This is a genomic window from Novosphingobium sp. BF6 (genome assembly GCF_058273105.1).
Map to the genome: position 1 here is coordinate 302962 of NZ_CM177775.1, position 24539 is coordinate 327500.

Below are 24539 nucleotides of genomic sequence, written 5' to 3' on the forward strand. Positions count from 1 at the left end.
TCCGGCATTTTTCGGATCACGGCACCGGCGCGCTTGATTTCGCGCGGCCGGTGCCCGAGCATGAACCGATGACCCAAGATCTGGAAGGGCGCGTAAGCCAGGCGCTTCAGCGCCCCGTCGTGCCCGAAGTCCGCGCTTTCGCGGAGCGGCTGGCGTTAGCTGCCGGAAACGCCGTGGCGGTGCTGTTCTACGGCTCGAACTTGCGCACCGGCTCGCTGGAGGGCGTGCTGGACTTCTACGTCCTCACCGAAGGCCCGCAAGTCGAGAAGATCTGGCCGCGCGTCAGCTATCACGAATGGACCCGCGAAGGCGTGCCCCTGCGCGCCAAAGTCGCGACGATGGCGCTGGAGACCTTCCGCGCCGCTGCCGCCGGCGAACTGCTCGACACCACGATCTGGGCGCGCTTCGTCCAGCCGAGCGGTGTGGCCTGGCAGCGGGACGCAGCTGCGCTCGCCCCCGTGTCCACAGCGGTTTCCGGCGCGGCCCGCACCGCCGCGCGGCTTGCCGTCGCGCTCGGTCCCGAGACGGGCACTGCCGAAGATTATTGGCGCGCCCTGTTCCGTGCGACTTATGCCGCCGAGTTCCGGGTGGAGAAAGCCGGACGCGAGGATTCGATCCTTTCCGTGAACCGCGAGCATTTCGACGGCCTCCTGCCGCTGGCGCTCGCCGCCGACGATATCCGTTTCGAACGCCTGCCCAACGGCACGCTGCGCCCGCAGCTTTCCGCGCGCGACCGCAGCCGCACGCTGGACTGGTGGAAGCGCCGCCAACGGCTTGGCAAGCCCTACAACGTGCTGCGCCTGCTCAAGGCCTCGACCACGTTCGAAGGTGCCGCGCGCTATGCCGCCTGGAAGATCGAGCGCCACACCGGGGTGCCGGTGGCGATCACCCCCTGGCGTGAGCGCCATCCGGTGCTCTCCGCGCCCGGCGTGCTCTGGCACGTCTGGCGCGCGAAAAAGGCCATGGAACGGAAGCCCGCATGACCTCCCCGACACCCTCGGCCCTGATTCTCGCAGGCTCCCGCCCCGGTGCGCCCGATCCGGTCGCTGCGGCGGAAGGCCTCAGCCACAAGGCGCTGGTCGAACTGGAGGGCAAGCCGATGCTCGCCCATGTCGCGGAGGCCCTGCGCGATGCCGGGATCGCGCGGCTTGCGGTCGTCGCCAACGACCCGGCGGTCGTCGCGCTGGCCGAACTGCTCGGCTGCGAGACCGTTCCCGCCGAGGCCGGCCCCAGTGCCAGCGTCGCGGCAGGCTTCGCCCTGCTCGGCGCGCCGATGCTGGTCACGACCTCCGACCACGCTCTGCTGCGCGGCCAATGGGTGCGCGATTTCCTTGGTGATACGCCCGAGGACGCCGACGTTTCCGTGCTGCTCGCCCGGCGCGAGGCGATCGAGACGGCGATGCCGGGATCGCGGCGCACTTACTTGCGCTTTGCCGACGGCCACTGGTCCGGCTGCAACCTGTTCCTGCTGAAGACGCCCCGCGCCGAAGCGGCGATCGAGACCTGGAAGCTGGTCGAGGCCGACCGCAAGCGTCCCTGGCGCATCGCCGCGCGACTGGGCCTCGGCATGCTGGCGAGCTATGCGCTCGGCCGCCTCACGCTCGCGTCCGCGCTGGCGAGGCTGGGCGCGAAGATAGGTGTGACCGCCCGCCTCGTCGCCGCGCGGGACGGGCTGGCGGCGGTCGATGTGGACAAGCCCTCCGACCTCGTGGACGCCCGCACGATTCTGGCGAAGCGGCGCGCAGACCCGCCCGAGAAATGACGGCAAGCCCGGCAGAAAACCGGGCTATCCGATTTACATATACCGCATCTGGATACGGATCGACTTCACTTCCTTGCCCACCGGCACACCCACCTTGGTGTAGCTCGGCTTGCCGAGGTTGAAGATGTTGATCGAGGGGTTGTTCGACATCGCCCCGCCGTCCGAACCAAGGTCGGTCTTGCCGTTCCCGTTCACATCGTGACGGACGGCAATGCCGTAAGTGCCCGATGCCGGAACCGGCACGCAGAAGGTCATCGTCCCCGCCTTGGCAGGCGCCTCGATCCGCTTCAGCCATTTGCCTTTGGCAAGCCATTCCGCCGAGGTGGCGCGATAGGACTGGACGCGCATGCGCCCTTCGGACGACTTGATCCCATCCACGGTAACCAGGATCGCCGGGCCGCCGCCGGAGCGGCATTGGCTCATGTCGTTGCGGATTTCCTCGCGATATTCAGCGGCTGCCGGGGCCGCAACCGCCAGCGCGGCAAGCCCTATTGCGACAACGGCAGGCACCTTGGGGAACTTCAACATCATCTCCGGTTCCATCATGCGGGCATGGGAATAGGCCCATGAAATATCTGGCGCCGCACTGCCATCGAGGCCGTGAATGCACTCTGAATTGACAATTCACAATGGCTCAAGGGCAGGCCGGGTCGCTGTCCTTCGCCCAAACTAAGGGACTTCCTCCATATGGCGTGTGGAAAACGGCGGCAACGCGCTTGTAGCCCCAATATCTGGTGTCCTATCCTGCGCATCGAGGAGTACCGTTCTTTACTATGACCACGCCGCTGATCTCGCCCTCCATCCTGTCTGCCGACTTCGCCCGCCTGGGTGAGGAAGTCCGCGCGATCGACGAAGCCGGTGCCGACTGGATCCACGTCGACGTCATGGACGGCCACTTTGTCCCCAACATCACCATCGGCCCCGCCGTGGTGAAGGCCCTGCGCCCCCATTCGGCCAAAGTCTTCGACGTCCACCTGATGATCTCCCCGGTCGACGCCTATCTCGAAGCCTTCGCCGAGGCCGGCGCGGACTACATCACCGTTCATCCCGAGGCTGGCCCCCACGTCCACCGCACGGTGCAGACGATCCGCAATCTCGGCAAGAAGGCGGGCATCTCGCTCAACCCGGCCACCCCGGCCAAGATGCTGGACTACCTGATCGACGAGATCGACCTGGTCCTCATCATGAGCGTGAACCCCGGCTTCGGCGGCCAGAGCTTCATTTCCAGCCAGCTTCGCAAGATCGAGGCGGTGCGCAAGATGATCGACAAGTCGGGCCGCGACATCCGCCTCGAAGTGGACGGCGGCGTCGATGCCAAGACCGCGCCGCTCTGCGTGGCGGCAGGCGCCGACGTGCTGGTGGCCGGTTCCGCGACCTTCCGCGGCGGCCCTTCGCAATATGCCGCCAATATCCGCGCCCTGAAGGGGCTCGCCTGAAACGAGAGGGCCTGAAACGATGAAGCTGGACGCCCATCCGCGTTTCCCGATCGGGAACCCCGGCGGGCATCCGGCGATTGCTGCGGAGGACGAATCACCGAACGGGAGCGAGGAGGCTGCCTTGAATCAGAGCGTTAGCGGATCTTCGGCCCTCCAGAGCGCAGCCGTTCACGGGACCGAACCCGATGTGACCGACATCACCGCCTTCGCGCCCGATCTCCACGATTCCGACTTTCTCCCAAGCCGCGCGGAGCCGCAGGTGGAAATCGCCCAGATCGACGGCGGCCGCGCGCTGGCACTGGCCGATTTCTCGGCCCCTTCGGTCGGCGCGGGCGAGCGGCTGATCCGCTTCGCCTACCGGCTCGGCATTCCCGGCTCGATGCTTTCGGCGCCGATGGGCAAGAAGTCCCGCACACGCCTGCTCGCCACCGTCAGCAACACCCTGCCCGGCCATGCCGGCGCCGGAACCGCGCTGCGCGCCGGGCACTTCCTGATCCACGGCGCCAAGACCCCGATCGCCCAGGTCGACTATGCCGGGCCGTCGCGGGTCACGCCGCCGCTGGAGCGCGTGGTCCACAGCTTCTCCTGGCTCACCGACCTCGAGGCCTGCGCCCCGCGCGAGCAGGGCATCGGCGTGGCCGAGCGCATCCTTACCGCCTGGCTCCAGGCCAATCCCAAGCCCCCCGCCAAGCCCGGCAAAGGTCCGGCCTGGGATGTCGGCAATACCGGCGCGCGGCTGATGAACTGGCTGGCCCATGCGCCGCTGATCCTCTCGGGCGAAAAGGCACTGCGCAACCGCACCCTCGCCCACATTTCCGAAACCGCCCGCTGGCTGGACCGCCATGTCGGCCGCGCCGAGGACGAGCTGGCCGCCATGGCCGGATGGAGTGCCATCGTCGCTGCCGGGCTGCTGCTGCCGGAAGGCCGCCCGCGCCGCCTCTACGGCGAAGCCGGGCTCATCAAGGCGCTGGGCGAACTGATCGGCGACGACGGCGGCGTGCTTTCGCGCAGCCCGCTCGCGCAGATGGAGGCCATCGCGCTGCTGGTACGGCTGCGCAACTGCTACCACGCCACCCGCCGCGATGCCCCCAAGGCGGTCGAGCGGGTGATCGAACTGCTGGTCCCGCCCCTGCTTGCCCTGACTCACGGCGACGGTTCGCTGGGGTCCTGGCAGGGCGGATGGGCGGTGAACGGCGAGGATGTCGAGGCCCTCGTCAAGGCGACCGGCGTGCGTACTCGCCCGCTGCGCGACGTGCGCCAGTGGGGCTACCAGCGCGTGCTCTCGCACAAGACGATCCTCCAGTTCGACACCGCCCCGCCGCCGCTGCCCGCCCATGCGCGCCACGGCTGCGCCTCCACGCTGGCCTTCGAGATGTCGCATTCCGGCCACCGGCTGATCGTCAATTGCGGCGGCTCGGCCAGCGGCGGCGGCCTCGTGCCCGTCCGCCTCGAACAAGGGCTGCGCGCCACCGCCGCCCATTCGACCCTGACGCTGGACGATGCCAATTCCACCGCCGTCCTCATCAATGGCGCGATCGGCGGCGGCGTCAGCGAAGTCGATATCGACCGCAAGACGCTGGTGCAGGAAAACGGCGGAAATGCCACTCGCGTCGAAGCCAGCCACAACGGCTACGAGGCGCGCTACGGCCTCACCCACCGCCGCATCCTGATCCTGCGCGACGACGGCAGCGAACTGCGCGGCGAAGACGTGCTGATCCCTGCCGGGCGCAAGGCGCAGCGCGGCAAAGTGGGCTTCGCCATCCGCTTCCACCTTGGCGCCGATGTGGAAGTGCTGCTCACCGAGGACGGACAGGGCGCGGGCATGGCCCTGCCCGACGGCAGCCTCTGGCAGTTCCGCAGCAGCGCGGGCGAAGTGACGCTGGAGGATTCGCTCTGGGTGGACGGGCAGGGCCGCCCGCAGGCGACCCAGCAACTGGTGATCCAAGGACTCGTCTCGCGCGGAGGCGGTAATTTCGGGTGGCTTATCAAGAAAATGGGGTGAAATGCCGAGACGAGCCCCATGGCTTGTGGCACCCTGACCTTGCGGCCTTCACGCTGCCGACCTAGAGGGCGCGGAAATTCCCTCTCCGCACGTTCCAGAACGAGGCCGTTTTCATGACCGATACCGTCCAGATCCGCCGCGCATTGCTTTCGGTTTCCGACAAGACCGGCCTCGCCGATCTGGGCAAGGCCCTTGCCGCGCGCGGCGTCGAACTGGTTTCGACCGGCGGCACCGCCAAGGCGCTGCGCGACGCCGGTCTTGAGGTGAAGGACATTTCGGACCTCACCGATTTCCCCGAAATGATGGACGGCCGCGTCAAGACGCTGCACCCCAAGGTCCACGGCGGGTTGCTGGCGGTGCGCGACAACCCGGAACACGCCAAGGCCATGGCCGATCACGAGATCGGCGCGATCGACCTCGTCGTCGTCAATCTCTATCCCTTCGAAGCGACCGTCGCCAAGGGCGCCGATCGTGACGAGATCATCGAGAACATCGACATCGGCGGCCCGTCGATGGTGCGCTCGGCCGCGAAGAACCACGCCTTCGTCGCCATCGTCACCGATCCCAAGGACTATGCAGGTCTGCTCTCCGAGCTGGAAACCACCGACGGCGGCACCACCCTCGCCTTCCGCAAGCTGCTGGCCGCGCGCGCCTATGCGCAGACCGCCGCTTACGATTCGATGATCTCGCAGTGGTTCGCCTTCGCCGATCAGGGCCTTGAGTTCCCCGAGATGCTCAGCGTCAACGGCCGCCTGGCCACCACGCTGCGCTATGGCGAGAACCCGCACCAGAAGGCCGCGCTCTACACGCCGGTCGGCCCGTTCACCAAGGGCCTCGCCCAGGGCGAGCAGGTGCAGGGCAAGGAACTGTCCTACAACAACTACAACGACGCCGACGCCGCCTTCGAACTCGCTGCCGAGTTCAAGGGGCAGGACCCGGCCGTGGTCATCGTCAAGCACGCCAACCCTTGCGGCGTGGCGCAGGGCTCCAGCCTGCTCGAAGCTTGGCAGGGCGCGCTGGCCTGTGACGACGTTTCGGCCTTCGGCGGCATCGTTGCCGTGAACACCACGCTCGACGGCCCGACCGCCGAAGCGATCTGCCAGATCTTCACCGAAGTCGTCGTCGCCCCCGACGCCGACGAGGAAGCCCGCGCCTTCTTCGCAAAGAAGAAGAACCTGCGCCTGCTGCTGACCGGCGGGTTGCCCAATCCGCGCCGCCCCGGCCTGACCGTGAAGCCGATCACCGGCGGCCTGCTGGTGCAGGGCCGCGATGCCGGTGCCATCGGTCTCGACGATCTCAAGGTCGTGACCAAGCGCGCGCCGACCGAGCAGGAACTGAAGGACTGCCTGTTCGCCTGGACCGTGGCTCGCCACGTCAAGTCGAACGCGATCGTCTACGCCAAGGATGGCATCACTGCCGGGATCGGCGCGGGCCAGATGAACCGCCGCGATTCCTCGCGCATCGCCGCGATGAAGGCGGCTGAGGCTGCCGAGAAGTTTGGCTGGGCGCAGGCGCGCACGGTCGGCTCGGCGGTCGCTTCGGACGCGTTCTTCCCCTTTGCCGACGGTCTGCTGGCCGCGGCCGAAGCGGGCGCGACGGCGGTGATCCAGCCGGGCGGCTCGATCCGTGACGACGAAGTCATCGCCGCCGCCGACGAGGCCGGTCTGGCAATGGTCTTCACCGGCATGCGCCACTTCAAGCACTGAGGCCCATAGCCTCTTGCAACCAGGTCCGACGAAGCGAAGGAGACGGATATGTGGCTGATGTGGCTGGGACCGCTCGTCACCGTCGCCTTCCTCGTCGGGCTAGCCACGGCGGCGGTTCTGGTGCGCCTTGGCCGCATCCGCAAGCCGCATCATGTGATCGGCGCGCTGGCGCTTCCCTTCGGATGCGCGGCGCTGCCGGTGGCCGTTCTCGCGATCGTTTCGGTCGCCTCGGCCCTGCTGGCGGGCACGACTCATTGACCGAATTGTGACAGTTCCACCGCTCCATCGCTGATAATCAACGCTTCGTCGCAGAATGGGGCGCGGTTCGTCGCCATTCACTAGACGGCAAGGCGATTCGCTCCAAGTGAGCGCCACGCAATCGTACCACACCAACAGAGCTGATTTTCGTCATGGGACTCTTCAAGGCCGACTTCTACCGCTTCTTCGCTCTCGGCTTCGCCGGTGGTGCGCTGCTGGTGCTCGGCGCGATGGGGATCGGCACGCACTCGATCGCGGGCGGCATCGTGCCGCCGGCCGAAGCGGCTGCCCAGGTCGACTGACGCCAGCTTTCAATTGCGCGAAAGGTTGCCAGTCCCCATATGGGCGGCATGGCTAATGCGCATCATCATCACGAGCATTCCGGCGACAACCTGATCGAGGCCGCCCGCGCCGCCCTTGAAACGGCTGGCGAGCAATGGACCGAGATGCGCGCCGACGTCTTCGGCGCGCTGGCCGAACGCGACCGCCCGGCTTCAGCCTATGATCTTGCCGAAAGCGTCTCGGCCCTGCGCGGCAAGCGCGTGGCGCCCAACAGCGTCTACCGCATCCTCGACCTCTTCGTGCGCACCAACCTCGCCCGCCGGGTGGAGAGCGCCAACGCCTATCTGGCCAACAGCCATCCCGGCTGCCAGCACGACTGCATCTTCCTGATCTGCGACGTCTGCGGCCAGGCCGTCCACATCGACGACGACAAGCTGACCGGCGCCCTCATCGCCGCCGCCAAGCAGGCCGGATTCGCCGGAGTCCGTCCGGTGGTGGAACTGCGCGGCACTTGCGCGACCTGTAGCTGAGTAACGGACCAGCGGCTCCGCCCTCTCGTCACGCGCAAAAAAAAGCGGGAATGGCGGCAAAGACAGCGCAAAGCCATCCCAGCCGGCCATCCCTTCCGTTCCCGGTAGATTTTCCCATGAAGTTCCAACGCTTATCGCTCGTCGAAGCGATCGAAACGTCGCACCTGAGCCACAGGTCCCACGTTTTTCCTGTCCTTTCGGACCGCACCCGCATATTGCCCACTGCTTAATTCGACACCAGAACACGTAAAGTGTACAAGCAGACCATGACAGCCAACCCGGCCACGCCGCTCCTCGACACCGTCGACACCCCTGACGATCTCCGCAAGCTGAAGCCTGCCGATCTGCGTCAACTGGCCGACGAACTTCGCACCGAGATGATTTCCGCCGTCGGCCAGACCGGCGGCCACCTCGGCTCGGGCCTCGGCGTCGTCGAACTGACCGTCGCGCTTCACTACGTGTTCGACACCCCGGCCGACCGGCTGATCTGGGACGTGGGCCACCAGGCCTATCCGCACAAGATCCTCACCGGCCGCCGCGACCGTATCCGCACCCTGCGCCAGGGCGGCGGGCTTTCCGGCTTCACCAAGCGTTCGGAAAGCGAATACGACCCCTTCGGCACTGCCCATAGCTCAACCTCGATCTCCGCTGCGCTCGGTTTCGCCGTCGCCAACAAGATCAAGGGCCAGCCGGGCCGCGGCATCGCCGTGATCGGCGACGGCGCGATGAGCGCGGGCATGGCCTACGAGGCGATGAACAACGCCGCCGAGGCCGGAAACCGCCTGATCGTCGTGCTCAATGACAACGACATGTCGATCGCGCCGCCGGTCGGGGGGCTTTCCGCCTATCTCGCGCGCCTCGTCTCCTCGGGCCGGTTCCTCGGCCTGCGCGACCTAGCCCGCAAGTTTGCCCGCCGCCTGCCGCGCCCGCTCCACGCCGCCGCTCGCAAGACCGACGAATTCGCGCGCGGCATGGCCATGGGCGGCACCCTGTTCGAGGAACTCGGCTTCTACTACGTCGGCCCGATCGACGGCCATGACCTCGACGCGTTGGTCCCGGTGCTGGAAAACGTGCGCGACGCCGCCGAAGGCCCAATCCTGGTCCATGTCGTGACCCAGAAGGGCAAGGGCTACGCCCCCGCCGAGGAAGCCGCCGACAAGTACCACGGCGTCCAGAAATTCAACGTCGTCACCGGCGAGCAGGCCAAGGCCCCTGCCGGGCCGCCCAGCTACACCGGCGTCTTCGCCAAGGCGCTCGTCGCCGAGGCAGAGAAGGACGACCGCATCTGCGCCATCACCGCCGCCATGCCCTCGGGCACCGGGCTGGACAGGTTCGCGCAGCTTTTCCCCAATCGCAGCTTCGACGTCGGCATTGCCGAGCAACACGCCGTGACTTTCGCGGCGGGTCTTGCGGCGCAAGGCATGCGTCCGTTCTGCGCGATCTACTCCACGTTCCTCCAGCGCGCCTTCGACCAGGTCGTCCATGACGTGGCGATCCAGAACCTGCCGGTGCGCTTCGCGATCGACCGCGCCGGTCTGGTCGGCGCCGACGGCGCCACCCACGCCGGTTCGTTCGACGTGACCTATCTGGCGACTCTGCCCAACCTCGTGGTCATGGCCGCCGCCGACGAGGCGGAACTGGTCCACATGGTCCACACCGCCGCCCAGTACGACGACGGCCCGATTGCCTTCCGCTATCCGCGCGGCAACGGCGTGGGCGTGGACTTGCCGGAAGTCCCGCAACTGCTGGAGATCGGCAAGGGCCGGATCGTCCGCGAAGGCACCAAGGTCGCCCTGCTCTCGCTCGGCACCCGCCTCGGCGAAGCGCTCAAGGCCGCCGACGTGCTGGAGGCCAAAGGTCTTTCCACCACCGTCGCCGACCTGCGTTTCGCCAAGCCGCTCGACACCGACCTGATCCGAAAGCTGATGCTGAGCCACGAAGTGGTCGTCACCGTCGAGGAAGGCGCCATCGGCGGCCTCGGCGCGCATGTCCTGACGATGGCCAGCGACGAAGGCCTGACCGACGCGGGCCTCAAAATCCGCACCATGCGCCTGCCCGACGTGTTCCAGGATCACGACAAACCTGAAACGCAGTACGACGAAGCCGGCCTCAATGCCCCGCAGATCGTCGATACCGTGCTCAAGGCCCTGCGCCACAACAGCGCCGGGGTGAACGAGGCGCGAGCCTGAAAACCGCCGCGCGCGCCCCCTGATCCATTCAACTCGTCATCCTGAACTTGTTTCAGGATCCATCGTGCCGATCAAGCCGCCGCTGATGGCCAGAAATGGATCCTGAAACAAGTTCAGGATGACGTGTGAGTCTGGCGGCGCTCGATAGCGCCACTCCCTGCCGAACTAGGCCTGCGCGGCCTCGAAGGCATCCATCGTCAGTTCCAGCGAGCGGACTTGCGCATCGGGATCGAAGATCGCGCCTGAAACGATCAGCTCGTCCGCCTGCGTGCGGGCGATGAAGGCATTGATTTCATCCCGCACCCGTGCAGGCGTGCCGATCGCGCTGACCGAGCGGACCTGCTCCAGCATCGCCCGCGCGGCGCCGGGAAGACCTGCACGATAGTCGCGGATCGGCGGCGGCAGGCGTCCGGGGCTGCCGGTGCGCAGGGCCACGAAGCTCTGGTCGGTGGAGGACGCGAGATAGCGGGCTTCCTCGTCGCTATCCGCCGCGACGACGTTGATCGCCGCCATGAAGTGCGGCTTGTCCAGCACTTTGCCCGGTTTGAACCGCTCGCGGTAGATGCGCGCGGCCTCGTCGAGCTGGGCGGGCGCGAAGTGCGAGGCGAAAGCATAGGGCAGGCCGAGCATGGCGGCGAGCTGGGCGCCGAACAGGCTCGATCCGAGAATCCACATCTGCACGTCGGCGCCGTCCGCCTGAGGGGAGGACACGCCGCCCACCGCCTGCCCGGCGAAACGCGCCTGAAGTTCGACGACATCCTGCGGAAAGCGTTCCGAAGCTCCGTGGATGTCCTTGCGCAGGGCATTGGCAAGCCTTCCGTCCGCCCCTGCCGCCCGGCCCAGGCCGAGATCGATGCGGCCGGGGAACAGCGCCGCCAGCGTGCCGAACTGCTCGGCAATCACGTAAGGGTTGTGGTTGGGCAGCATGATCCCGCCCGAGCCGATGCGGATTGTGGAGGTCGCCGCGCCGATATGCGCGAGCACGACCGAAGTGGCTCCGCCCGCGATGCCGTCCATGCCGTGGTGCTCCGCCACCCAGTAGCGCGCATAACCGGCCTTTTCGGCGACCTGCGCGGTGCGGGCGGAAATAGCGAGCGCTTCGGCGACAGTGCCGCCTTCGCGCACGGAAACGAGATCGAGAACGGAAAATGGGATCATGGTTTCGGCGTTCCTTCCGGCCCGAGCTGGGCGAGATAGTCCTTGGCGGTAACGGCGGCGGGGCTGTCCGGGCTGGTGCTCAGCACCGAGTTCCAGCTGCGCCGCGCGGCTTCGTCGCGCCCGCCGAGAATCGCGATGACACCGGCTTCGAGGCCGACTTCGGGGTCCTGCGGGGCCAGCTGAGCGGCCTTCTCGATCTGGGTCTGCGCCTCGATCAGGTTCTTCTGGCGGCGAGAGAGCGTCGCCGAGAGCAGCCAGGCCTGCGCATTGCTGGGATCGGCGGTACGGGCATCGGCCAGCGCCGTCGCCGCCTCGCCGTTCTGGCCGAGCGAAACGAGCGCGCGGGCACGATCAAGCGCGATCGAGGCACCGAGAACGCCGTCGCTGGCGGTCTTGGCCTCGGTAGCGGCAGGGCCGAGCAACATCAGCGCATCGCCTGCCTTGCCGTCCGCCAGCGCCGCGTTTCCAGCCATGGCGCCCAGCCGGGCGCGGCTAAGGTGGTCGCTGGGATCGGCGGTATCGCGGGCCTGGGTGAAGGCCATGCGCGCCTCGCCCCAGCGGTCGAGATCGGCCAGCGCCACGCCGAGGCAAAGCCCGGCCCGCACCTTTTCACGCCCCTCGGCGCTCGCCAGCGCCTTGCGGGCGACTTCGGCGGAGCGCTCGGGGTCGGATTCGACTGCGAGCAGGCAACCGTTCTCCGGCCGCAGCGGCAGGGGACCGGCGAATTGCTGCGATTCGGTCCGGCGCTTGCGCGCCTCGTCTTCCTTCTTCTCCACGATCTCGCGCGGGAGCGCGGAAGCGTAAGGGCTGGACTGCATCAGCATGAGCGGAAGAAGGAAGAGCATGGGCAGGTGATCCTTGGAAAATCAGGCCACCGGCTCGCGGGCGAGGACCAGTTCCGCAACGCTGCGCAGTAGCAGGTGAATGTCGGAATCGCGCGAGAGGCGGTGGTCACCGTCCTTGATAAGCGTGACCTGCACGTCGGCTGAACGCAGGCGCTCGGCCAGTTTCACCGAGATATCCCAGGGCACGTCGTCGTCGCGCTGGCCGTGGAGCAGGCGCACCGGCCCGTCGAAGGCAATTTCCTTTTCCAGCATGCGGTTGGCCTGTCCGTCCGCCCAGAAACCCGGATGCGTCGGGGTGGGTTCGGGGCCGTAGGGGTTGTCTTCCCAGATCGTCTCGCCGTCCGCGAGCACGTTCTTGTCCATCTGGGCCACGCCCCATTCGGTGAAGTCCGGCGCGGCGGCCACGCCGATCAGGCCGCGTACCTTGGCGCCCAGCGCCTCGGCCACCAGCAGCATGAGCCAGCCGCCCATCGACGAGCCGACCAGCACGACCTGCTCCAGCCCTGCCGCCGCGATCACCGCCAGAACTTCATCGCGCCAGCGGCTGAGCGTGCCGTCCGCGAAGTCACCCGAACTCTCGCCGCAGCCGGAATAGTCGAGCAGCAGGCAGGGCCGACCGGCGGCCTGTGCCATGTCGAACAGCGCCGTGGCCTTGCTGCCCGCCATGTCGGACATGTAACCGGGCAGGAACACGATCGTCGCGCCGGTGCCGGGGGTGAAACGATGGGCGATGCGGCGCCCGTCGGGCAGCTCCAGATAACGCGTGTCGGTCATGGCCGCCCATCTGGGGTTCGGGGACAGCAAGCACAAGTCCCAAGGCAGCGCGGATGACAGTTGCGGGAAGGTGGATTCGCGGCCTAAGGCTTGGGGAAAGCGCCTGAATCAGACGAGCTTATCGGGAAACCGCACCAGAATGTCCGCGCAGATCCTCGACTTCCCCACCCGCCCGAGTCGCCTCGCGCTGCGCCTGGAGTGGTTCGCCACCGACCGCTCGGTGCTGCTGGCGATCTGGGCGCTCTATTTCGCGCTGCGGGTGGCGGTGCTGCTGATCGATGTTCATCCCACCTCCGACGCCGAATCCTACTTCGCGCGCGCGGCGGGTCTGGCGAATGGGCTGGGTTATCGGGACAAGGGCCTCGCGACCGCGTTCTGGCCGCCCGGCCTGCCGCTGGCGCTCTCGGTAATGTTCCACCAGTTCGGCGTGTCACAGGTCTCGCTCGGGCTGTTCAACCTCCTGGCCTCGATGCTGACCGGGCTGCTGACGCTGGCGCTGGGCCGCCACATCTTCGGCAACGAAGCCGCCGCGCGCGGCGGGCTGCTGCTGCTGGCGGTCTATCCCAATGCCATCGGCTACGTCCCGTTGGCCCTCACCGAAGTCTTCTACACCACCCTGCTGCTGGCGGGATGCTGGGCGCTGATGACCCGAACAAACCGCTGGCAACTGGTCGGCGCCGGACTGATCTTCGGCTTCGCGACGCTGGTGAAGGCGCAGACCCTGGTGGTCGTGCCGCTGATCTTCGCAATCGACTGGCTGCGCGCCCGCCCGGTCTGGAAGCGGCTGCCGGGACTGCTGACCGAAGGCCTGATCGTCGTCGCCGTCGCGGCGCTGGTGGTCATGCCGTGGACGCTGCGCAACCATGCCCAGCTTGGACACTGGGTCGTGGTCTCGACCAACGGCGGCTATACCCTGCTCACCGGCAACCATAACACTGCCACCGGCGATTTCACCCCGAACGCTCCGGTAGTGAAGAAATTCATGGCCCGCACCGACCTAGACGAAGTGTCGAGCGATATCGAGGCTGCGCGCATGGGCCTGACCTGGATTCGCGACAATCCGGGCAAGTTCCTCGCCCTCGCGCCGAAGAAACTGATGCGGCTGTGGCTACCCGACGGCGAGGCGGAATGGGCCTATCAGGGCGGCGCGCCAGGTTATCCGCGCTTCGAGGCGCTCTACCGCGCGGTACGCTATGCGAACCAGGGCTACTATGCGCTGCTGATGCTGGGCTTCGCGGCGGCCTTCGCGGTCATGACCCTGCGGCGGCGGCACGAACGACTGCGCTGGACGGGCTGGTGGCTGCTGCCTTACGCTGCGGCGCTCTATCCGACGCTGATCTGCCTGCTGTTCTCGGGCCAGTCACGCTTCCACTATCCGGTCATGCCGTTCGTCTGCATGACCGTGGGCTGGCTGGCGGCGGTGACGGTGGAACGGCTCGCTTGGAGAAAGCGCAAGCCGACTATTCACTAAAGCAGAGCCGGACCGATCACCCGCACGATCACCGGCCCGGCGGCTGCCTCGGCGCTCTCGATCTTGCGCTGGTCCGAACTGCTCTCACCGAACAGGGCAAACGCGACAGCAAGCGCAAGCGCCAAGGCCGTCCATGCCCCGATCCTGCCCATCCGCCCCGACATCGCTCACCCCTTCCGGAAATATCCGCGATCCCCATAGCAGAGACCGCGACAACGCGAAATGACAAGGACAGCGAGAGGTTCGCCGGACGCATCATTCTCGGGATGACTTTTCCGCCCGCTATCGCTACATCGACCGGCGATGACGCAGCTGCTCACCACTACGACTACTACCACCCGGCGCTTCCGGGGACGGTTGGTCGCGGCCTGAGCAGGCAGCCACCGTCGCCCGGAATTCGGGCGAGCGGTGTCTCTCTCCCGAAATAGCGCTATTCAACAGACGCCGCACCTTCACCCGGAGGCGCGCCTGTGCCATGGCGCCCCGATACTTTTCCGCCCACATGCTCTGGTATGGCATGGGGCAAACGAGAAATGAGTTCGTCCATGTCCGAAATGTTCAAGATCAGCCTGCCCGACGGTTCGGTTCGCGAAATGCCCGAAGGCTCCACCCCGGCCGACGTCGCCGCCGCCATCGGCCCCGGCCTCGCCAAGGCCGCGCTCGCCGCGAAGATCGACGGCGAACTGGTGGACCTCGACCGCCCCTTCACCGCCGACTCCCAGCTGGCCCTCGTCACCAGCCGCGACGAGGACGAGGCGCTGGACCTCGCCCGTCACGACTTCGCCCACGTCCTGGCCGAAGCGGTGCAGGCGCTGTTCCCCGGCACGCAGATCACCTTCGGCCCTTCGACGGACGACGGTTTCTACTACGACTTCGCGCCCAACCCGGAGCGCGGGCCGTTCACCGACGACGACCTGCCGGCCATCGAGGCGGAGATGCGCAAGATCATCGCCGCCAACAAGCCGCTGCGCCGCGAGGTCTGGGACCGCGAACAGCTGATCAGCCGCTGGAAGCAGCAGGGTGAGACCTTCAAGGCCGAATGGGCCGCCGAACTCCCCGGCGACGAGCCGCTGACCGTCTACTGGTCGGGCGAGGACTGGCTGGACATGTGCCGCGGCCCGCACCTGCCCTCGACCGGCAAGCTGGACCCGGCCGCCTTCAAGCTGACGCGCGTTTCGGGTGCCTACTGGCGCGGCGACCAGAAGAACGCGATGCTCTCGCGCATCTACGGCACCGGCTGGCTCAACAAGAAGCAGCTTGCCGCGCACCTGACGCGCCTTGAAGAGGCCGCCAAGCGCGACCACCGCAAGCTCGGCAACGAGATGGACCTGTTCCACCTCCAGGCCGAAGCCCACGGTTCGGTGTTCTGGCACCCCAAGGGCTACGTGATCTACCGCGCGCTTGAGGACTACATGCGCCGCGCGATCGGCCAGGCCGACTGCAAGGAAGTGAAGACGCCGCAGGTCATGGACGCGCGGCAGTGGGAAGCCTCGGGCCACTGGGGCAAGTACCGGGAGAACATGTTCGTCATCCCCGACGAAGTGCCCAACACCGAGGACGACGGCCCGATCATCTCGGACGACGCCCAGTGGATGGCGCTGAAGCCGATGAACTGCCCGGCCCACGTCCTGATCTTCAAGCAGGGCATCAAGTCCTACCGCGACCTGCCGCTGCGCCTCGTCGAGAACGGCTGCTGCCACCGCAACGAGCCGCACGGCGCGCTGCACGGCCTGATGCGCGTGCGCCAGTTCACGCAGGACGACGGCCACATCTTCTGCCGCGAAGACCAGATCGTCGGCGAAGTGCAGGCCTTCTGCGAGATGGCGGACAAGGTCTACAAGGACTTCGGTTTCACTTACGCGATCAAGCTGGCCCTGCGTCCGGACAACCGCATCGGCACCGAAGAACAGTGGGACAAGGCCGAGGCCGAACTGCGCGACGCCGTGGTGCGCGCAGGCCTCGCCACCGAGGAATACGGCTGGGAGGAACTTCCCGGCGAAGGCGCGTTCTATGCGCCCAAGCTGGAATGGCACCTCACCGACGCCATCGGCCGCACCTGGCAGGTCGGCACGATCCAGTCCGACCGCATGCTGCCCGAGCGTCTCGACGCCAGCTACATCGGCGAGGACGGCGCCCGCCACCGCCCGGTCATGCTGCACCGCGCGATCTTCGGCTCCTATGAGCGCTTCATCGGCATCCTGATCGAGCACTTCGCCGGCAAGCTGCCGGTCTGGCTCGCCCCGGTCCAGGCCGTGGTCGCCACGATCGTCTCCGATGCCGACGACTATGCGCAGGACGTGACGAGGAAGCTCAAGGCGGCGGGCGTGCGCGTCGAAACCGACGTGCGCAACGAGAAGATCAACTACAAGGTGCGCGAACACTCGCTGAAGAAGGTTCCGCACCTGCTGGTGGTGGGCAAGCGCGAGGCGGAGGAACAGACCGTCGCCCTGCGTACCCTCGGCGCCGAGCACCAGAAGGTCATGTCCCTCGACGAGGCCATCGCCCTGCTCAAGGCCGAAGCCACCGCGCCTGACCTCCGTACGGACCTGCCGTCATGATCAAGCGCGAACTGATCGACACCGCCTGGATTCCGGACGGCGAGAAGCTCGAACTCTACAAGCACGATCAGGACTTCATGATCGTGCTGGGCCACAACGAGCTGATGTCCACGCGCAAGTGGGGCAGCGAGGAAGCTCTCGCGACGATGGCCTGGGATCGCATCAAGGGCATTACCAAGCACCCGCACATGCTGATCGGCGGCTACGGCATGGGCTTCACCCTGCGGGCGGCGCTGCGCACGCTGCCCGAGGATTCGAAGCTCACCGTGGTCGAACTGGTGCCCGAGATCATCGAATGGGCGCGCGGACCGATGGCCGAACTGGCGCAGGGCTGCCTCGACAATCCGCGCGTCAATCTGGTCATGGGCGATGTCGGGCACGTCATCGACGGATCGCGCGCTGCCTATGACGCCATCCTGCTCGATGTCGACAACGGTCCCGATGGCCTCGTGCGCGAGGACAACAATCAGATCTACTCGAAGACCGGCCTGCGGGCAGCGCGCAATGCGCTGACGCCGGACGGCGTTCTGGCGATCTGGTCGGCCGGAGCCGATCCGGCGTTCACCCGCCGTCTGGAACGCGCCGGGTTCAAGGTGGACGAAGTGAAGGTCTCCTCGCGCAGCAACGGCAAGGGACCCAAGCACGTCATCTGGTTCGCCACGCCGGAGTAAGCGATGCGCGCGGGCGACCGTCCGCGCGCATCGCCTTCAATCACAAACCGTACAGACTCTCTCGTCCTGACTGTCAGCCCGGCAGGTTGCGATCCGCCCGCGCCTCTATCCGCCGCGCCTTCGCCCGCCCTGTAGCCGCCACTAGAACGCTGGCACTCAGCAGAATACCCGAGACCAGCAGACCCACGGCCACCAGCCCCGGCGGGCTGAAATCGGTGCGGGCGTCAAGTTCCACCCATTTGCCCAGCTTCACGCTGGCGCGGGCGGTCTGGCGATCCTTGGAGAGGCGCATGGAAGTTCCTTCGTGCTGTTGCCCGAGGATTAGCCTTCCTGCGTCAGCCGATCCAGCCAGGCCTGCGCCTGCTTCGGCTCGCCTACCGCGTCGGCCCTGACCGGACCGCGCGCGGCGAGGAATTCCTGATGGAGCGCGAAACACTCCATATCGAGCTGCAAGCGCAGATCGTCAATCTCTTCGGCAAACTCGACGAGGCCTTCCACCAAAGGGGCCGCCTTGGCGCGGGCCTGCTTGTCCTTGTTGTGGCCGAACAGGCCCCATTGGCCCGCCGCCGTCACCCGCAGCGCCTCGATCAGCGCGGCGCGATATTCGATTTCGAGGTCGGCACGGCGCATGTCCATGCGCTCAAGACGGTCTGCTTTGGCCATGGACAGCCCCTGGAGCGTCCACAGCCGGCAGTCAACATGGGCAGCAGTCAACTCACCAGAGAATGCCGTGCTTGTCGGGCGTGATCGGCGGCGGCGCTTCATCGCCGATGGATTGGAGCAGATCGATCTCGATCGTCCGGCACATCGCGTTGAGCGGCAGGTCGTGCACGGTATTGGCGAAAGGATCGACCAGATCGTCGCCTATGGCCAGCACCGCCAGGAACATGATGCCCGCGATCGTCGAGCCGAGCGGCGTCGCCACGCCCAGCGTCTCGACCAGGCCGATCGGCAGCAGGATGCAGAACATATGCGTGAAGACCGTGGGGAAGAACCGGTACTGATAGGGCAGCGGCGTATTCTTCAGCCGCTCCATGCCGCCCTGGGCATTGGCGATATCCACCAGCACGGCTTCCATCTGCGTCTGCTGGATGGTGTCGATCCAGCCCTTGCGGCGCGCCTCATCGATCCGGCGGCCGGTATCGTCGAGAATACCGTTGGCGATGTTGGCTCGCTCCAGCGAGGAATCGGCGTCCCCGCGCGAAAGCATGCGCAGCACTTCGGCATCGGGCTTGATCCGGCGAAGCTGGCAGCGCAGCGCGTTGACATAGGCGATCTGGCGCAGGACGACGCGGCGTTTGAGTTCGGTCGCTTCCGGATCGGGCATGAAATTGCGGGCGGAACGCGCGATGTTCCGGCTCGCGTTGATCATCAGCCCCCAGAGCCCGCGACCTTCCCACCAGCGCTGATAGGCCGAATTGCTCCGGAAACCCAGGAACAGCGCGAGCGCGGAGCCGAACAGAGTCACCGGCAGTTCGGGCGCATGGAACGGCAGCACGAAGTAGGTCACCGTGACAATGACGTCCCAGACGAACAGCAAAGTCAGCGGCTTCCAGATTTCCCGGAATATCTGAACAGGTTGCAGGGCAGGCGCGACGATCATCGCTTGATGGAATCCCCTCCGTGGGCCGAAGTTGCAGCGTTCGAGAGCGCGACCGATGTTCCCGAAACCGGCCTCAGGGTGAACCAGTCAGCCCTGTCGATCGCCACGAGAAAGCCCAGCACGCCCAGACCGAACAGCAATAGCAGAAAATTGCCGACAAGCGATTGGCGAAGGCGAGCCCGTTCGGCGTCAGTCGTATGGCGCATGGTGAATCTCCTTTACCAATCACGCGAACGGGTAACTTGGGGAAGCTTGATTTCGATTGCATCGACCGTTTGTTACAATCTTTTGCTGCGTCGCAGCAGAGGCGATGTGCAGTGCAGCAGGAACGACGAAATGTCGACCGTCATGCAGTCACAATTTGAAATGAAAAGGAAATTGGTCGGATTGACGGCTGCTCTAAACGCGCGGGTGCGTCAAAATGGCAGGGAATCCTTGGCGAGGATTAGCGCCAGTGCGCAACCGCACACAACCGCCGTCCGCAGGATGTCATTCTGCCGAAGCTTTCGGGCGCTTTGCGCAAGAGCGACGATGTGAGCCATGCCTGCGTCCATATGCGCATAGCCCTTGCGAATTCGTTAAACGCGACCCGGAACAGTGAAGCCCTATTCCGGATCGCTGCACGGCTCGATCAGCGCGAGGGCATCTGCTGGCTGGAGCAGTGGAACGAGCCGCCGCCCGCCAGCACCGCATCGGCCATCACGCCCACGACGTCGCGATCGGGGAACAGCCCGGCAATCGCCGCCACGCCCTCTTCGTCGTGCGCGGTGCCGTAGATCGGCACGACCACCAGCTTCGAGGTGATCGCGAAGTTCATGTAACTGGCCGGCTCGATGCGCCCATCCGATTCCACCCGGCCCGGCGAGGGCACTTCGCGCACCGTCACGCCCGCGGCCTCGGCCCGCGCCTTGGCATCGGCGTAGATCGCGGCATTGGGGTCGTTCGCCCCGGTCGCGCGCGGCAGGGCCAGCACGTTCGGTGCCACGAATCGCGCGAGATTGTCGACATGGCCGTCGGTGTGGTCGTTGATGAGACCGTCGCCCAGCCACAGCACCCGGTCGTAGCCGAGATCGCGCTTCAGGCGCATTTCCAGATCGCCGCGCGTCAGGTGCGGGTTGCGATTCGGGTTGAGCAGGACCTGTTCGGTCGTCGCCACCAGCCCGGTGCCGTCGCCGTCGATCGCGCCGCCTTCGAGAATCCAGTCCGCAGTCTCGACCTCAAGCCCGGCATCGCGGGCGATTTCGGCACCGATCTCCTGGTCGCCGTCCATCAGGTACTTGCCGCCCCAGCCATTGAAGCCGAAGCGCATCGCCTTGAGCGCCCGGTTCGCATCCGAAACCACCAGCGGCCCGGTATCGCGCAGCCAGACGTCGCCATAGCGGCGGACTTCCAGCGAGACCTTCGAGGAGACCAGCGAAGCCGCCCGCGCCCGGTTGGCCTCGTCGCGCACGACCAGACGCACTTCCTGCCCCGATTCGGCGACCGCAGAGGCGAATTCGGCCATCTGCACTTGCGCGGCTTCGAGGAAGCCCGGCCATTCCACCGGATCGTGCGGGAAGCCGATCCAGATCCAGTCCTGCGGATGCCATTCGGGGGGAAGGGCGAAGGTCACGGGGAAATCTCCTTCAGCCGCGCAGCAAGGCTTGCCGACGCGGGAACGGCCGAGCCGATAGAAGACTCCGGCCCCTATCGCAATGACTCCCATGATGGCGCGCTGACGCTTGCCCTCGGCCACCGGGGCAGGCAGGAAGCCGCAATGGATGCCGAACCGAAAGCCGACTGGACCGGCGCGATCGCCCGCGCCCGCGCCCACGCCCCCTATCTCTCCAGCGCGCTAGACCGGCTCCCCGCCCTCACCGAACTGCTCGCCGCCGGGCAGGCCGAGGCGGCCCTCGACTGGGGACGCACCGCCGGGGAAGGCGCCCCCAGCGTCGGCGCGGCGCTGCGGCGCGAGAAGCAGGCCCTCGCCCTCGCCCTCGCGATCGGCGATCTTGCCGGAGCCTTTCCGTTGCTAAAGGTGACGGGCGAACTCTCCGCCCTGGCCGACCGCGCGCTCGACGCCGCCATCGCCGAAGGCATCCGCCGCCGCGTGCCGGATGCCGAACCGGCAGGCTTCCTCGCCCTCGCGCTGGGCAAGCACGGCGCGGGCGAACTCAACTACAGCTCGGACATCGACCCGATCCTGCTGTTCGATCCCCAGCTTCTCCCCCGCCGCGAGCGCGACGAACCCGGCGAAGCGGCGCAGCGCGTCGCCCGCGCCGTGGTGGAAACGCTCGCGGGCGTCACCGACGAAGGCTACGTGTTCCGCACCGACCTCAGGCTGCGCCCAGCCTCCGAGGTCAGCCCGCTGGCGATCTCGATCAACGGCGCGCTGACACACTACGAATCCTCCGCGCTCGCCTGGGAACGCGCCGCCTTCATCCGCGCCCGCGCCTGCGCCGGAGACGTCGCGGCCGGCGAGGCCTTCCTTACCGCGATCCGCTCCTTCGTCTGGCGCAAGAGCCTGGACTTCGGCGCCATTGCCGAGATCGGCCGCCTCACCGCCCAGATCCGCGCCAATACGCGCGGCAGTGCGACGGTCGGCCTCGGCTTCGACCTCAAGAAGGGCCGCGGCGGCATTCGCGAGGTGGAATTCTACGCCCAGACCCATCAGCTCATCCACGGCGGCCGCAACCCCGCGCTGCGCCTGCGCGGCACCCGCGCCACGCTCGATGCCCTGGCCGAAGCCGGACTGGTTCCGCCCGAGGACGCCCGCCTGCTCGGCGAGAGCTACGATCGCCTGCGCACCGTCGAGCACCGCCTGCAGATGATGCAGGACCAGCAGACCCATTCGCTACCGATGAAGGAAGAACTGCTCGACGAAGTGGCCCGGCTGGACGGACTGCCGAACGGTCAGGCCTTGATCGCCGAACTGACGCAGATCACCGAGGCCGTGGGCGAACGCTACGACGCGCTTGTCATGGCCAACCTGCCCACCGGCACGACGGTATCGGTGCCCGCCCCGGCGCAGGAGGACTTGCGCGACGAACTCATGCGCATGGGCTTTGCCGATCCCGATGCCACGGTCGCGCGAATCGAAGGCTGGCTCTCGGGGCGGATGCGGGCGCTGCGCTCCGACGCCGCCAGACTTGCCTTCGAGGCGATTCGCCCCGGCCTGCTCGCGGCCCTTGCCGCCGCCCCCGAACCGGAACGGGCGATGGCGCGCTGGGAACAGTTGCTCAACAACCTGCCCACCGCGGTCAACCTGTTCCGCCTGCTGGAAGCGCGCCCGGCGCTGATCGAGCGCCTCGCCCGCATCCTCAGCCTCGCTCCACCGCTCGCCGATGCCCTCGCCCGCCGCGCCGACCTGCTCGACCCGCTGATCGACGCCAGCGCCTTCGACCTGCCCGGCAGCCTGCCCGAACTGATCGCGGAATTCGGCCGCTTCGAACCGGGCGACGACTATGAACGCAAGCTCAATACCGTGCGCCGCAAAGTCGGCGACCGCCGCTTCGCACTCGGCGTGCAACTGATCGAAGGGGTTAACGACCCGCTCGACATCGGCCATGCCCTCGGCCGGATCGCCGAAGCGGCACTGGTCGTGCTGACCGACGCCGCCGTCGAGGAATTCCGCGATGTCCACGGCACTGTGCCGGACAGCGAACTCGTGGTGCTGGGCCTCGGCCGCATGGGCGGCGGGGTGCTCACCCATGCCTCCGACCTCGACCTGATCTACCTGTTCACCGGCGACTTCGCCCGCGAATCGGACGGACGGCGCCCGCTCGGCGCAACGCTCTACTACAACCGCCTGTCCCAGCGCGTGACCGCCGCGCTCTCGGTCCAGACCGCCGAAGGCGCGCTCTACGAGGTGGACACCCGCCTTCGCCCCTCGGGCGAACAGGGTCCGCCCGCCGCCAGCCTCGAAAGCTTCGCGCGCTACCAGCAGGAACAGGCCTGGACCTGGGAGCACATGGCGCTCTGCCGCGCGCGGGCGCTCTACGGCTCCGACGCCGCACACGACCGGCTCGGCACGATCGTCCGCGAAGTGCTAACCGCCCCGCGCGAACCGGCCAAACTGCGCACCGACGTGCTGGAAATGCGCACCCGCATGGCCGAACACAAGTCGCCCAAAGGCCCGCTCGACGTCAAGCTGATGCGCGGCGGCCTCGTGGATCTCGAATTCCTCGTCCACTTCACCCAACTCCGCAGCGGCGAGGGCCTCGATGCCGACCTCGGCGAAGCGCTGCGCCTGCTGGTCGCGCAAGGCCTGCTCCCCGCCAGCCTGCAGGAAGCCCATGACGTGCTGACCCGCCTGCTCGTCGCCGCGCGCCTGCTAGCCCCCGATTCGCTGAAGCCGGTCGATGCCGCCTGCATGGCGCTGGTGCGCGCATGCGGCTATGGCGCGTGGCAAGACCTCGAAACCGGCCTCGCCCAGGCCCGCGCGCAAGTCGCCGCGGCATGGGCGCAAGCCTTTGATGAAACCCTGGAGACCACCCGATGACCACCCGTCCTGCTGCCGGCGACACTTTCCCCGACATCGCGCTCGAAACCCCCGAAGGCGGCAGCGTGAAGGCCTCCGACTTCGCCGGGCGCAAGCTGGTCGTGTTCTTCTACCCCAAGGACAACACCCCCGGCTGCACCACCGAAAACATCGATTTCTCCGCGCTGAAAGACCAGTTCGAGGCCGCCGGAACCGCCCTGCTCGGCGTCAGCAAGGATTCGGCCAAGAAGCACCAGAACTTCATTGCCAAGCACGATCTCAAGGCCCCGCTCGCCAGCGATGCCGAGGAAAACGGCCTCTCGGACGCGCTCGGCATCTGGACCGAAAAGCAGAACTACGGCCGCACCTACATGGGCATGGTCCGTACCACTTACCTGATCGGCCCGGACGGCAGGATCGCCCGCGTCTGGGACAAAGTGAAGGTCAAGGACCACGCGGCCCAGGTGCTGGAGGCCGCAAAGGCCCTCTGATGACCCGCTCCGTTGCCGCAGCGATCCGCGAAGCGCTACTCGAATGCGATCCGCGCGCCAAAGTCATGGCGACGCGCAAAGTGGCGCGCGAGTGGCGACTGGGCAGGCTGACTTTCGCGTTCGACGTGGATATGCCGGAGGTTCCGGGCCGGCCCGAGGCACCTGAACTCCTGTCGCCGAAACACATGCCCAAGCGCGGCAAGGGCGGTTCGGAGCGTGGGCGAATCGCGCTCTGGCATGCCCTCGCGCACATCGAATTCGTCGCCATCGACCTCGCGCTCGACATGGCGGGGCGATTCGGCGGTGAGATGGGGGAAGGATTCGTCGGCGATTTCCTCTCCGTC

Annotated in this window: 25 protein-coding genes (1 of these 25 running past the window's edge); 15 read left to right on the top strand and 10 right to left on the bottom strand. The window is 67.0% G+C overall.

All coding sequences use genetic code 11. The features are described from left to right. Window positions 1–68 precede the first annotated feature (68 nt). Window positions 69–983, top strand: a complete 915-nt coding sequence (locus tag AC4D6D_RS01515; RefSeq protein ID WP_491326230.1) for a hypothetical protein — start codon at window positions 69–71, stop codon at window positions 981–983. After that, on the top strand, window positions 980–1762 hold the full coding sequence (locus AC4D6D_RS01520; RefSeq protein WP_491326231.1) for a nucleotidyltransferase family protein: 783 nt from the start codon (window positions 980–982) through the stop codon (window positions 1760–1762). The genes AC4D6D_RS01515 and AC4D6D_RS01520 overlap by 4 nt, the downstream gene beginning before the upstream one ends. A 33-nt stretch (window positions 1763–1795) precedes the next feature. On the opposite strand, the gene AC4D6D_RS01525 is transcribed toward AC4D6D_RS01520, so the two are convergent. Continuing rightward, window positions 1796–2290, bottom strand: coding sequence for a DUF2141 domain-containing protein (locus AC4D6D_RS01525; protein ID WP_491327267.1), 495 nt, complete (start codon window positions 2288–2290; stop codon window positions 1796–1798). Between the two features lie 245 nt (window positions 2291–2535). Here AC4D6D_RS01525 and rpe point away from each other — a divergent pair, with 245 nt between their 5' ends. The 7 genes from rpe (at window position 2536) to dxs (ending at window position 10165) form a co-directional block, all read left to right on the top strand. Beyond that, window positions 2536–3198, top strand: a complete 663-nt coding sequence (gene rpe, locus AC4D6D_RS01530; protein WP_334185556.1) for a ribulose-phosphate 3-epimerase — start codon at window positions 2536–2538, stop codon at window positions 3196–3198. A gap of 19 nt (window positions 3199–3217) precedes the next feature. After that, window positions 3218–5200 (top strand): heparinase II/III family protein, encoded by a 1983-nt coding sequence (locus AC4D6D_RS01535; RefSeq protein WP_491326232.1) that lies wholly within the window; start codon window positions 3218–3220, stop codon window positions 5198–5200. Window positions 5201–5313: 113 nt separating this feature from the next. Continuing rightward, the gene (purH, locus tag AC4D6D_RS01540; RefSeq protein WP_491326233.1) at window positions 5314–6906 is read left to right on the top strand and encodes a bifunctional phosphoribosylaminoimidazolecarboxamide formyltransferase/IMP cyclohydrolase; all 1593 of its coding nucleotides are present in this window, start codon (window positions 5314–5316) and stop codon (window positions 6904–6906) included. Window positions 6907–6954: 48 nt separating this feature from the next. Next, the gene (locus AC4D6D_RS01545) at window positions 6955–7164 is read left to right on the top strand and encodes a hypothetical protein (RefSeq protein ID WP_491326234.1); all 210 of its coding nucleotides are present in this window, start codon (window positions 6955–6957) and stop codon (window positions 7162–7164) included. Between the two features lie 152 nt (window positions 7165–7316). Continuing rightward, the gene (locus tag AC4D6D_RS01550) at window positions 7317–7466 is read left to right on the top strand and encodes a hypothetical protein (protein WP_186830181.1); all 150 of its coding nucleotides are present in this window, start codon (window positions 7317–7319) and stop codon (window positions 7464–7466) included. A 39-nt stretch (window positions 7467–7505) separates the two neighbouring features. Then, window positions 7506–7976: a Fur family transcriptional regulator gene (locus AC4D6D_RS01555; protein ID WP_491326235.1), complete on the top strand. Its 471-nt coding sequence runs from the start codon at window positions 7506–7508 to the stop codon at window positions 7974–7976. 266 nt (window positions 7977–8242) lie between these two features. Then, window positions 8243–10165, top strand: a complete 1923-nt coding sequence (gene dxs / locus AC4D6D_RS01560; protein WP_491327268.1) for a 1-deoxy-D-xylulose-5-phosphate synthase — start codon at window positions 8243–8245, stop codon at window positions 10163–10165. A gap of 165 nt (window positions 10166–10330) precedes the next feature. On the opposite strand, the gene AC4D6D_RS01565 is transcribed toward dxs, so the two are convergent. Genes AC4D6D_RS01565 through AC4D6D_RS01575 form a run of 3 tightly spaced genes read right to left on the bottom strand, consistent with a single transcriptional unit; the run spans window position 10331 to window position 12942 of the window. Next, the gene (locus tag AC4D6D_RS01565) at window positions 10331–11323 is read right to left on the bottom strand and encodes an LLM class flavin-dependent oxidoreductase (protein ID WP_491326236.1); all 993 of its coding nucleotides are present in this window, start codon (window positions 11321–11323) and stop codon (window positions 10331–10333) included. Further along, window positions 11320–12168 (bottom strand): tetratricopeptide repeat protein, encoded by an 849-nt coding sequence (locus tag AC4D6D_RS01570; protein WP_491326237.1) that lies wholly within the window; start codon window positions 12166–12168, stop codon window positions 11320–11322. The genes AC4D6D_RS01565 and AC4D6D_RS01570 overlap by 4 nt, the downstream gene beginning before the upstream one ends. Before the next feature lie 21 nt (window positions 12169–12189). Continuing rightward, window positions 12190–12942: an alpha/beta fold hydrolase gene (locus AC4D6D_RS01575; protein WP_491326238.1), complete on the bottom strand. Its 753-nt coding sequence runs from the start codon at window positions 12940–12942 to the stop codon at window positions 12190–12192. A 139-nt stretch (window positions 12943–13081) separates the two neighbouring features. Between AC4D6D_RS01575 and AC4D6D_RS01580 the strand changes: the two genes are divergently transcribed. Continuing rightward, on the top strand, window positions 13082–14413 hold the full coding sequence (locus AC4D6D_RS01580) for a glycosyltransferase family 39 protein (protein ID WP_491326239.1): 1332 nt from the start codon (window positions 13082–13084) through the stop codon (window positions 14411–14413). Here the strand turns inward: AC4D6D_RS01580 and AC4D6D_RS01585 are convergent. Further along, a complete protein-coding gene (locus AC4D6D_RS01585) occupies window positions 14410–14577 on the bottom strand; it encodes a hypothetical protein (RefSeq protein WP_491326240.1) in 168 nt (55 codons plus the stop codon). The two genes, AC4D6D_RS01580 and AC4D6D_RS01585, sit on opposite strands and share 4 nt — an antisense overlap. A gap of 381 nt (window positions 14578–14958) precedes the next feature. Here AC4D6D_RS01585 and thrS point away from each other — a divergent pair, with 381 nt between their 5' ends. Together thrS and AC4D6D_RS01595 are read left to right on the top strand one after the other, a co-directional pair. Continuing rightward, on the top strand, window positions 14959–16971 hold the full coding sequence (gene thrS / locus AC4D6D_RS01590) for a threonine--tRNA ligase (RefSeq protein WP_491326241.1): 2013 nt from the start codon (window positions 14959–14961) through the stop codon (window positions 16969–16971). After that, window positions 16968–17642, top strand: a complete 675-nt coding sequence (locus tag AC4D6D_RS01595) for a spermine/spermidine synthase domain-containing protein (protein WP_491326242.1) — start codon at window positions 16968–16970, stop codon at window positions 17640–17642. The genes thrS and AC4D6D_RS01595 overlap by 4 nt, the downstream gene beginning before the upstream one ends. Window positions 17643–17715: 73 nt before the next feature. Here the strand turns inward: AC4D6D_RS01595 and AC4D6D_RS01600 are convergent, their stop codons facing one another. The 5 genes from AC4D6D_RS01600 to AC4D6D_RS01620 all read right to left on the bottom strand — a co-directional run bounded on the left by AC4D6D_RS01600 (window position 17716) and on the right by AC4D6D_RS01620 (window position 20857). Then, a complete protein-coding gene (locus AC4D6D_RS01600) occupies window positions 17716–17934 on the bottom strand; it encodes a hypothetical protein (protein WP_491326243.1) in 219 nt (72 codons plus the stop codon). 29 nt (window positions 17935–17963) lie between these two features. Then, window positions 17964–18305, bottom strand: a complete 342-nt coding sequence (locus AC4D6D_RS01605; protein WP_491326244.1) for a hypothetical protein — start codon at window positions 18303–18305, stop codon at window positions 17964–17966. Window positions 18306–18357: 52 nt separating this feature from the next. Continuing rightward, complete coding sequence (locus AC4D6D_RS01610) at window positions 18358–19245, bottom strand: bestrophin family protein (RefSeq protein WP_147222083.1); 888 nt, start codon at window positions 19243–19245, stop codon at window positions 18358–18360. Beyond that, window positions 19242–19451, bottom strand: a complete 210-nt coding sequence (locus AC4D6D_RS01615; protein ID WP_491326245.1) for a hypothetical protein — start codon at window positions 19449–19451, stop codon at window positions 19242–19244. The genes AC4D6D_RS01610 and AC4D6D_RS01615 overlap by 4 nt, the downstream gene beginning before the upstream one ends. A gap of 425 nt (window positions 19452–19876) precedes the next feature. Beyond that, on the bottom strand, window positions 19877–20857 hold the full coding sequence (locus AC4D6D_RS01620; RefSeq protein WP_491326246.1) for an agmatine deiminase family protein: 981 nt from the start codon (window positions 20855–20857) through the stop codon (window positions 19877–19879). A gap of 144 nt (window positions 20858–21001) precedes the next feature. On the opposite strand from AC4D6D_RS01620, the gene glnE reads away from it, so the two are divergent. The 3 genes in view from glnE to AC4D6D_RS01635 are tightly spaced (each overlapping or abutting the next) and all read left to right on the top strand, a layout consistent with a single transcriptional unit that may run on beyond the window. Continuing rightward, window positions 21002–23725 (top strand): bifunctional [glutamate--ammonia ligase]-adenylyl-L-tyrosine phosphorylase/[glutamate--ammonia-ligase] adenylyltransferase, encoded by a 2724-nt coding sequence (gene glnE / locus AC4D6D_RS01625; protein ID WP_491326247.1) that lies wholly within the window; start codon window positions 21002–21004, stop codon window positions 23723–23725. Next, entirely contained in the window at window positions 23722–24195 is a 474-nt protein-coding gene (locus AC4D6D_RS01630) for a peroxiredoxin (protein WP_491326248.1), read from the top strand. Before glnE ends, AC4D6D_RS01630 begins: the two co-directional genes overlap by 4 nt. Beyond that, window positions 24195–24539, top strand: partial view of a ferritin-like domain-containing protein gene (locus tag AC4D6D_RS01635; protein ID WP_491326249.1) — the 5' end (the start) only. Its footprint extends 447 nt past the window's final position; 345 of the gene's 792 nt are visible here — the first part of the coding sequence; it begins with the start codon at window positions 24195–24197; its stop codon lies beyond the right edge, outside the window. Before AC4D6D_RS01630 ends, AC4D6D_RS01635 begins: the two co-directional genes overlap by 1 nt.

Excerpts from the sequence above, each read along its gene's own strand:
- AC4D6D_RS01515 (WP_491326230.1), top strand. The coding sequence starts at position 69 with ATGACCCAAGATCTGGAAGGGCGCGTAAGCCAGGCGCTTCAGCGCCCC.
- AC4D6D_RS01525 (WP_491327267.1), bottom strand. The coding sequence starts at position 2,290 with ATGTTGAAGTTCCCCAAGGTGCCTGCCGTTGTCGCAATAGGGCTTGCC.
- AC4D6D_RS01600 (WP_491326243.1), bottom strand. The coding sequence starts at position 17,934 with ATGCGCCTCTCCAAGGATCGCCAGACCGCCCGCGCCAGCGTGAAGCTG.
- AC4D6D_RS01545 (WP_491326234.1), top strand. The coding sequence starts at position 6,955 with ATGTGGCTGATGTGGCTGGGACCGCTCGTCACCGTCGCCTTCCTCGTC.
- AC4D6D_RS01520 (WP_491326231.1), top strand. The coding sequence starts at position 980 with ATGACCTCCCCGACACCCTCGGCCCTGATTCTCGCAGGCTCCCGCCCC.
- AC4D6D_RS01630 (WP_491326248.1), top strand. The coding sequence starts at position 23,722 with ATGACCACCCGTCCTGCTGCCGGCGACACTTTCCCCGACATCGCGCTC.
- AC4D6D_RS01565 (WP_491326236.1), bottom strand. The coding sequence starts at position 11,323 with ATGATCCCATTTTCCGTTCTCGATCTCGTTTCCGTGCGCGAAGGCGGC.
- AC4D6D_RS01570 (WP_491326237.1), bottom strand. The coding sequence starts at position 12,168 with ATGCTCTTCCTTCTTCCGCTCATGCTGATGCAGTCCAGCCCTTACGCT.
- AC4D6D_RS01535 (WP_491326232.1), top strand. The coding sequence starts at position 3,218 with ATGAAGCTGGACGCCCATCCGCGTTTCCCGATCGGGAACCCCGGCGGG.
- AC4D6D_RS01575 (WP_491326238.1), bottom strand. The coding sequence starts at position 12,942 with ATGACCGACACGCGTTATCTGGAGCTGCCCGACGGGCGCCGCATCGCC.
- dxs (WP_491327268.1), top strand. The coding sequence starts at position 8,243 with ATGACAGCCAACCCGGCCACGCCGCTCCTCGACACCGTCGACACCCCT.
- glnE (WP_491326247.1), top strand. The coding sequence starts at position 21,002 with ATGGATGCCGAACCGAAAGCCGACTGGACCGGCGCGATCGCCCGCGCC.
- AC4D6D_RS01610 (WP_147222083.1), bottom strand. The coding sequence starts at position 19,245 with ATGATCGTCGCGCCTGCCCTGCAACCTGTTCAGATATTCCGGGAAATC.
- purH (WP_491326233.1), top strand. The coding sequence starts at position 5,314 with ATGACCGATACCGTCCAGATCCGCCGCGCATTGCTTTCGGTTTCCGAC.
- AC4D6D_RS01585 (WP_491326240.1), bottom strand. The coding sequence starts at position 14,577 with ATGTCGGGGCGGATGGGCAGGATCGGGGCATGGACGGCCTTGGCGCTT.
- rpe (WP_334185556.1), top strand. The coding sequence starts at position 2,536 with ATGACCACGCCGCTGATCTCGCCCTCCATCCTGTCTGCCGACTTCGCC.
- thrS (WP_491326241.1), top strand. The coding sequence starts at position 14,959 with ATGTCCGAAATGTTCAAGATCAGCCTGCCCGACGGTTCGGTTCGCGAA.
- AC4D6D_RS01580 (WP_491326239.1), top strand. The coding sequence starts at position 13,082 with ATGTCCGCGCAGATCCTCGACTTCCCCACCCGCCCGAGTCGCCTCGCG.
- AC4D6D_RS01555 (WP_491326235.1), top strand. The coding sequence starts at position 7,506 with ATGGGCGGCATGGCTAATGCGCATCATCATCACGAGCATTCCGGCGAC.
- AC4D6D_RS01550 (WP_186830181.1), top strand. The coding sequence starts at position 7,317 with ATGGGACTCTTCAAGGCCGACTTCTACCGCTTCTTCGCTCTCGGCTTC.
- AC4D6D_RS01605 (WP_491326244.1), bottom strand. The coding sequence starts at position 18,305 with ATGGCCAAAGCAGACCGTCTTGAGCGCATGGACATGCGCCGTGCCGAC.
- AC4D6D_RS01595 (WP_491326242.1), top strand. The coding sequence starts at position 16,968 with ATGATCAAGCGCGAACTGATCGACACCGCCTGGATTCCGGACGGCGAG.
- AC4D6D_RS01615 (WP_491326245.1), bottom strand. The coding sequence starts at position 19,451 with ATGCGCCATACGACTGACGCCGAACGGGCTCGCCTTCGCCAATCGCTT.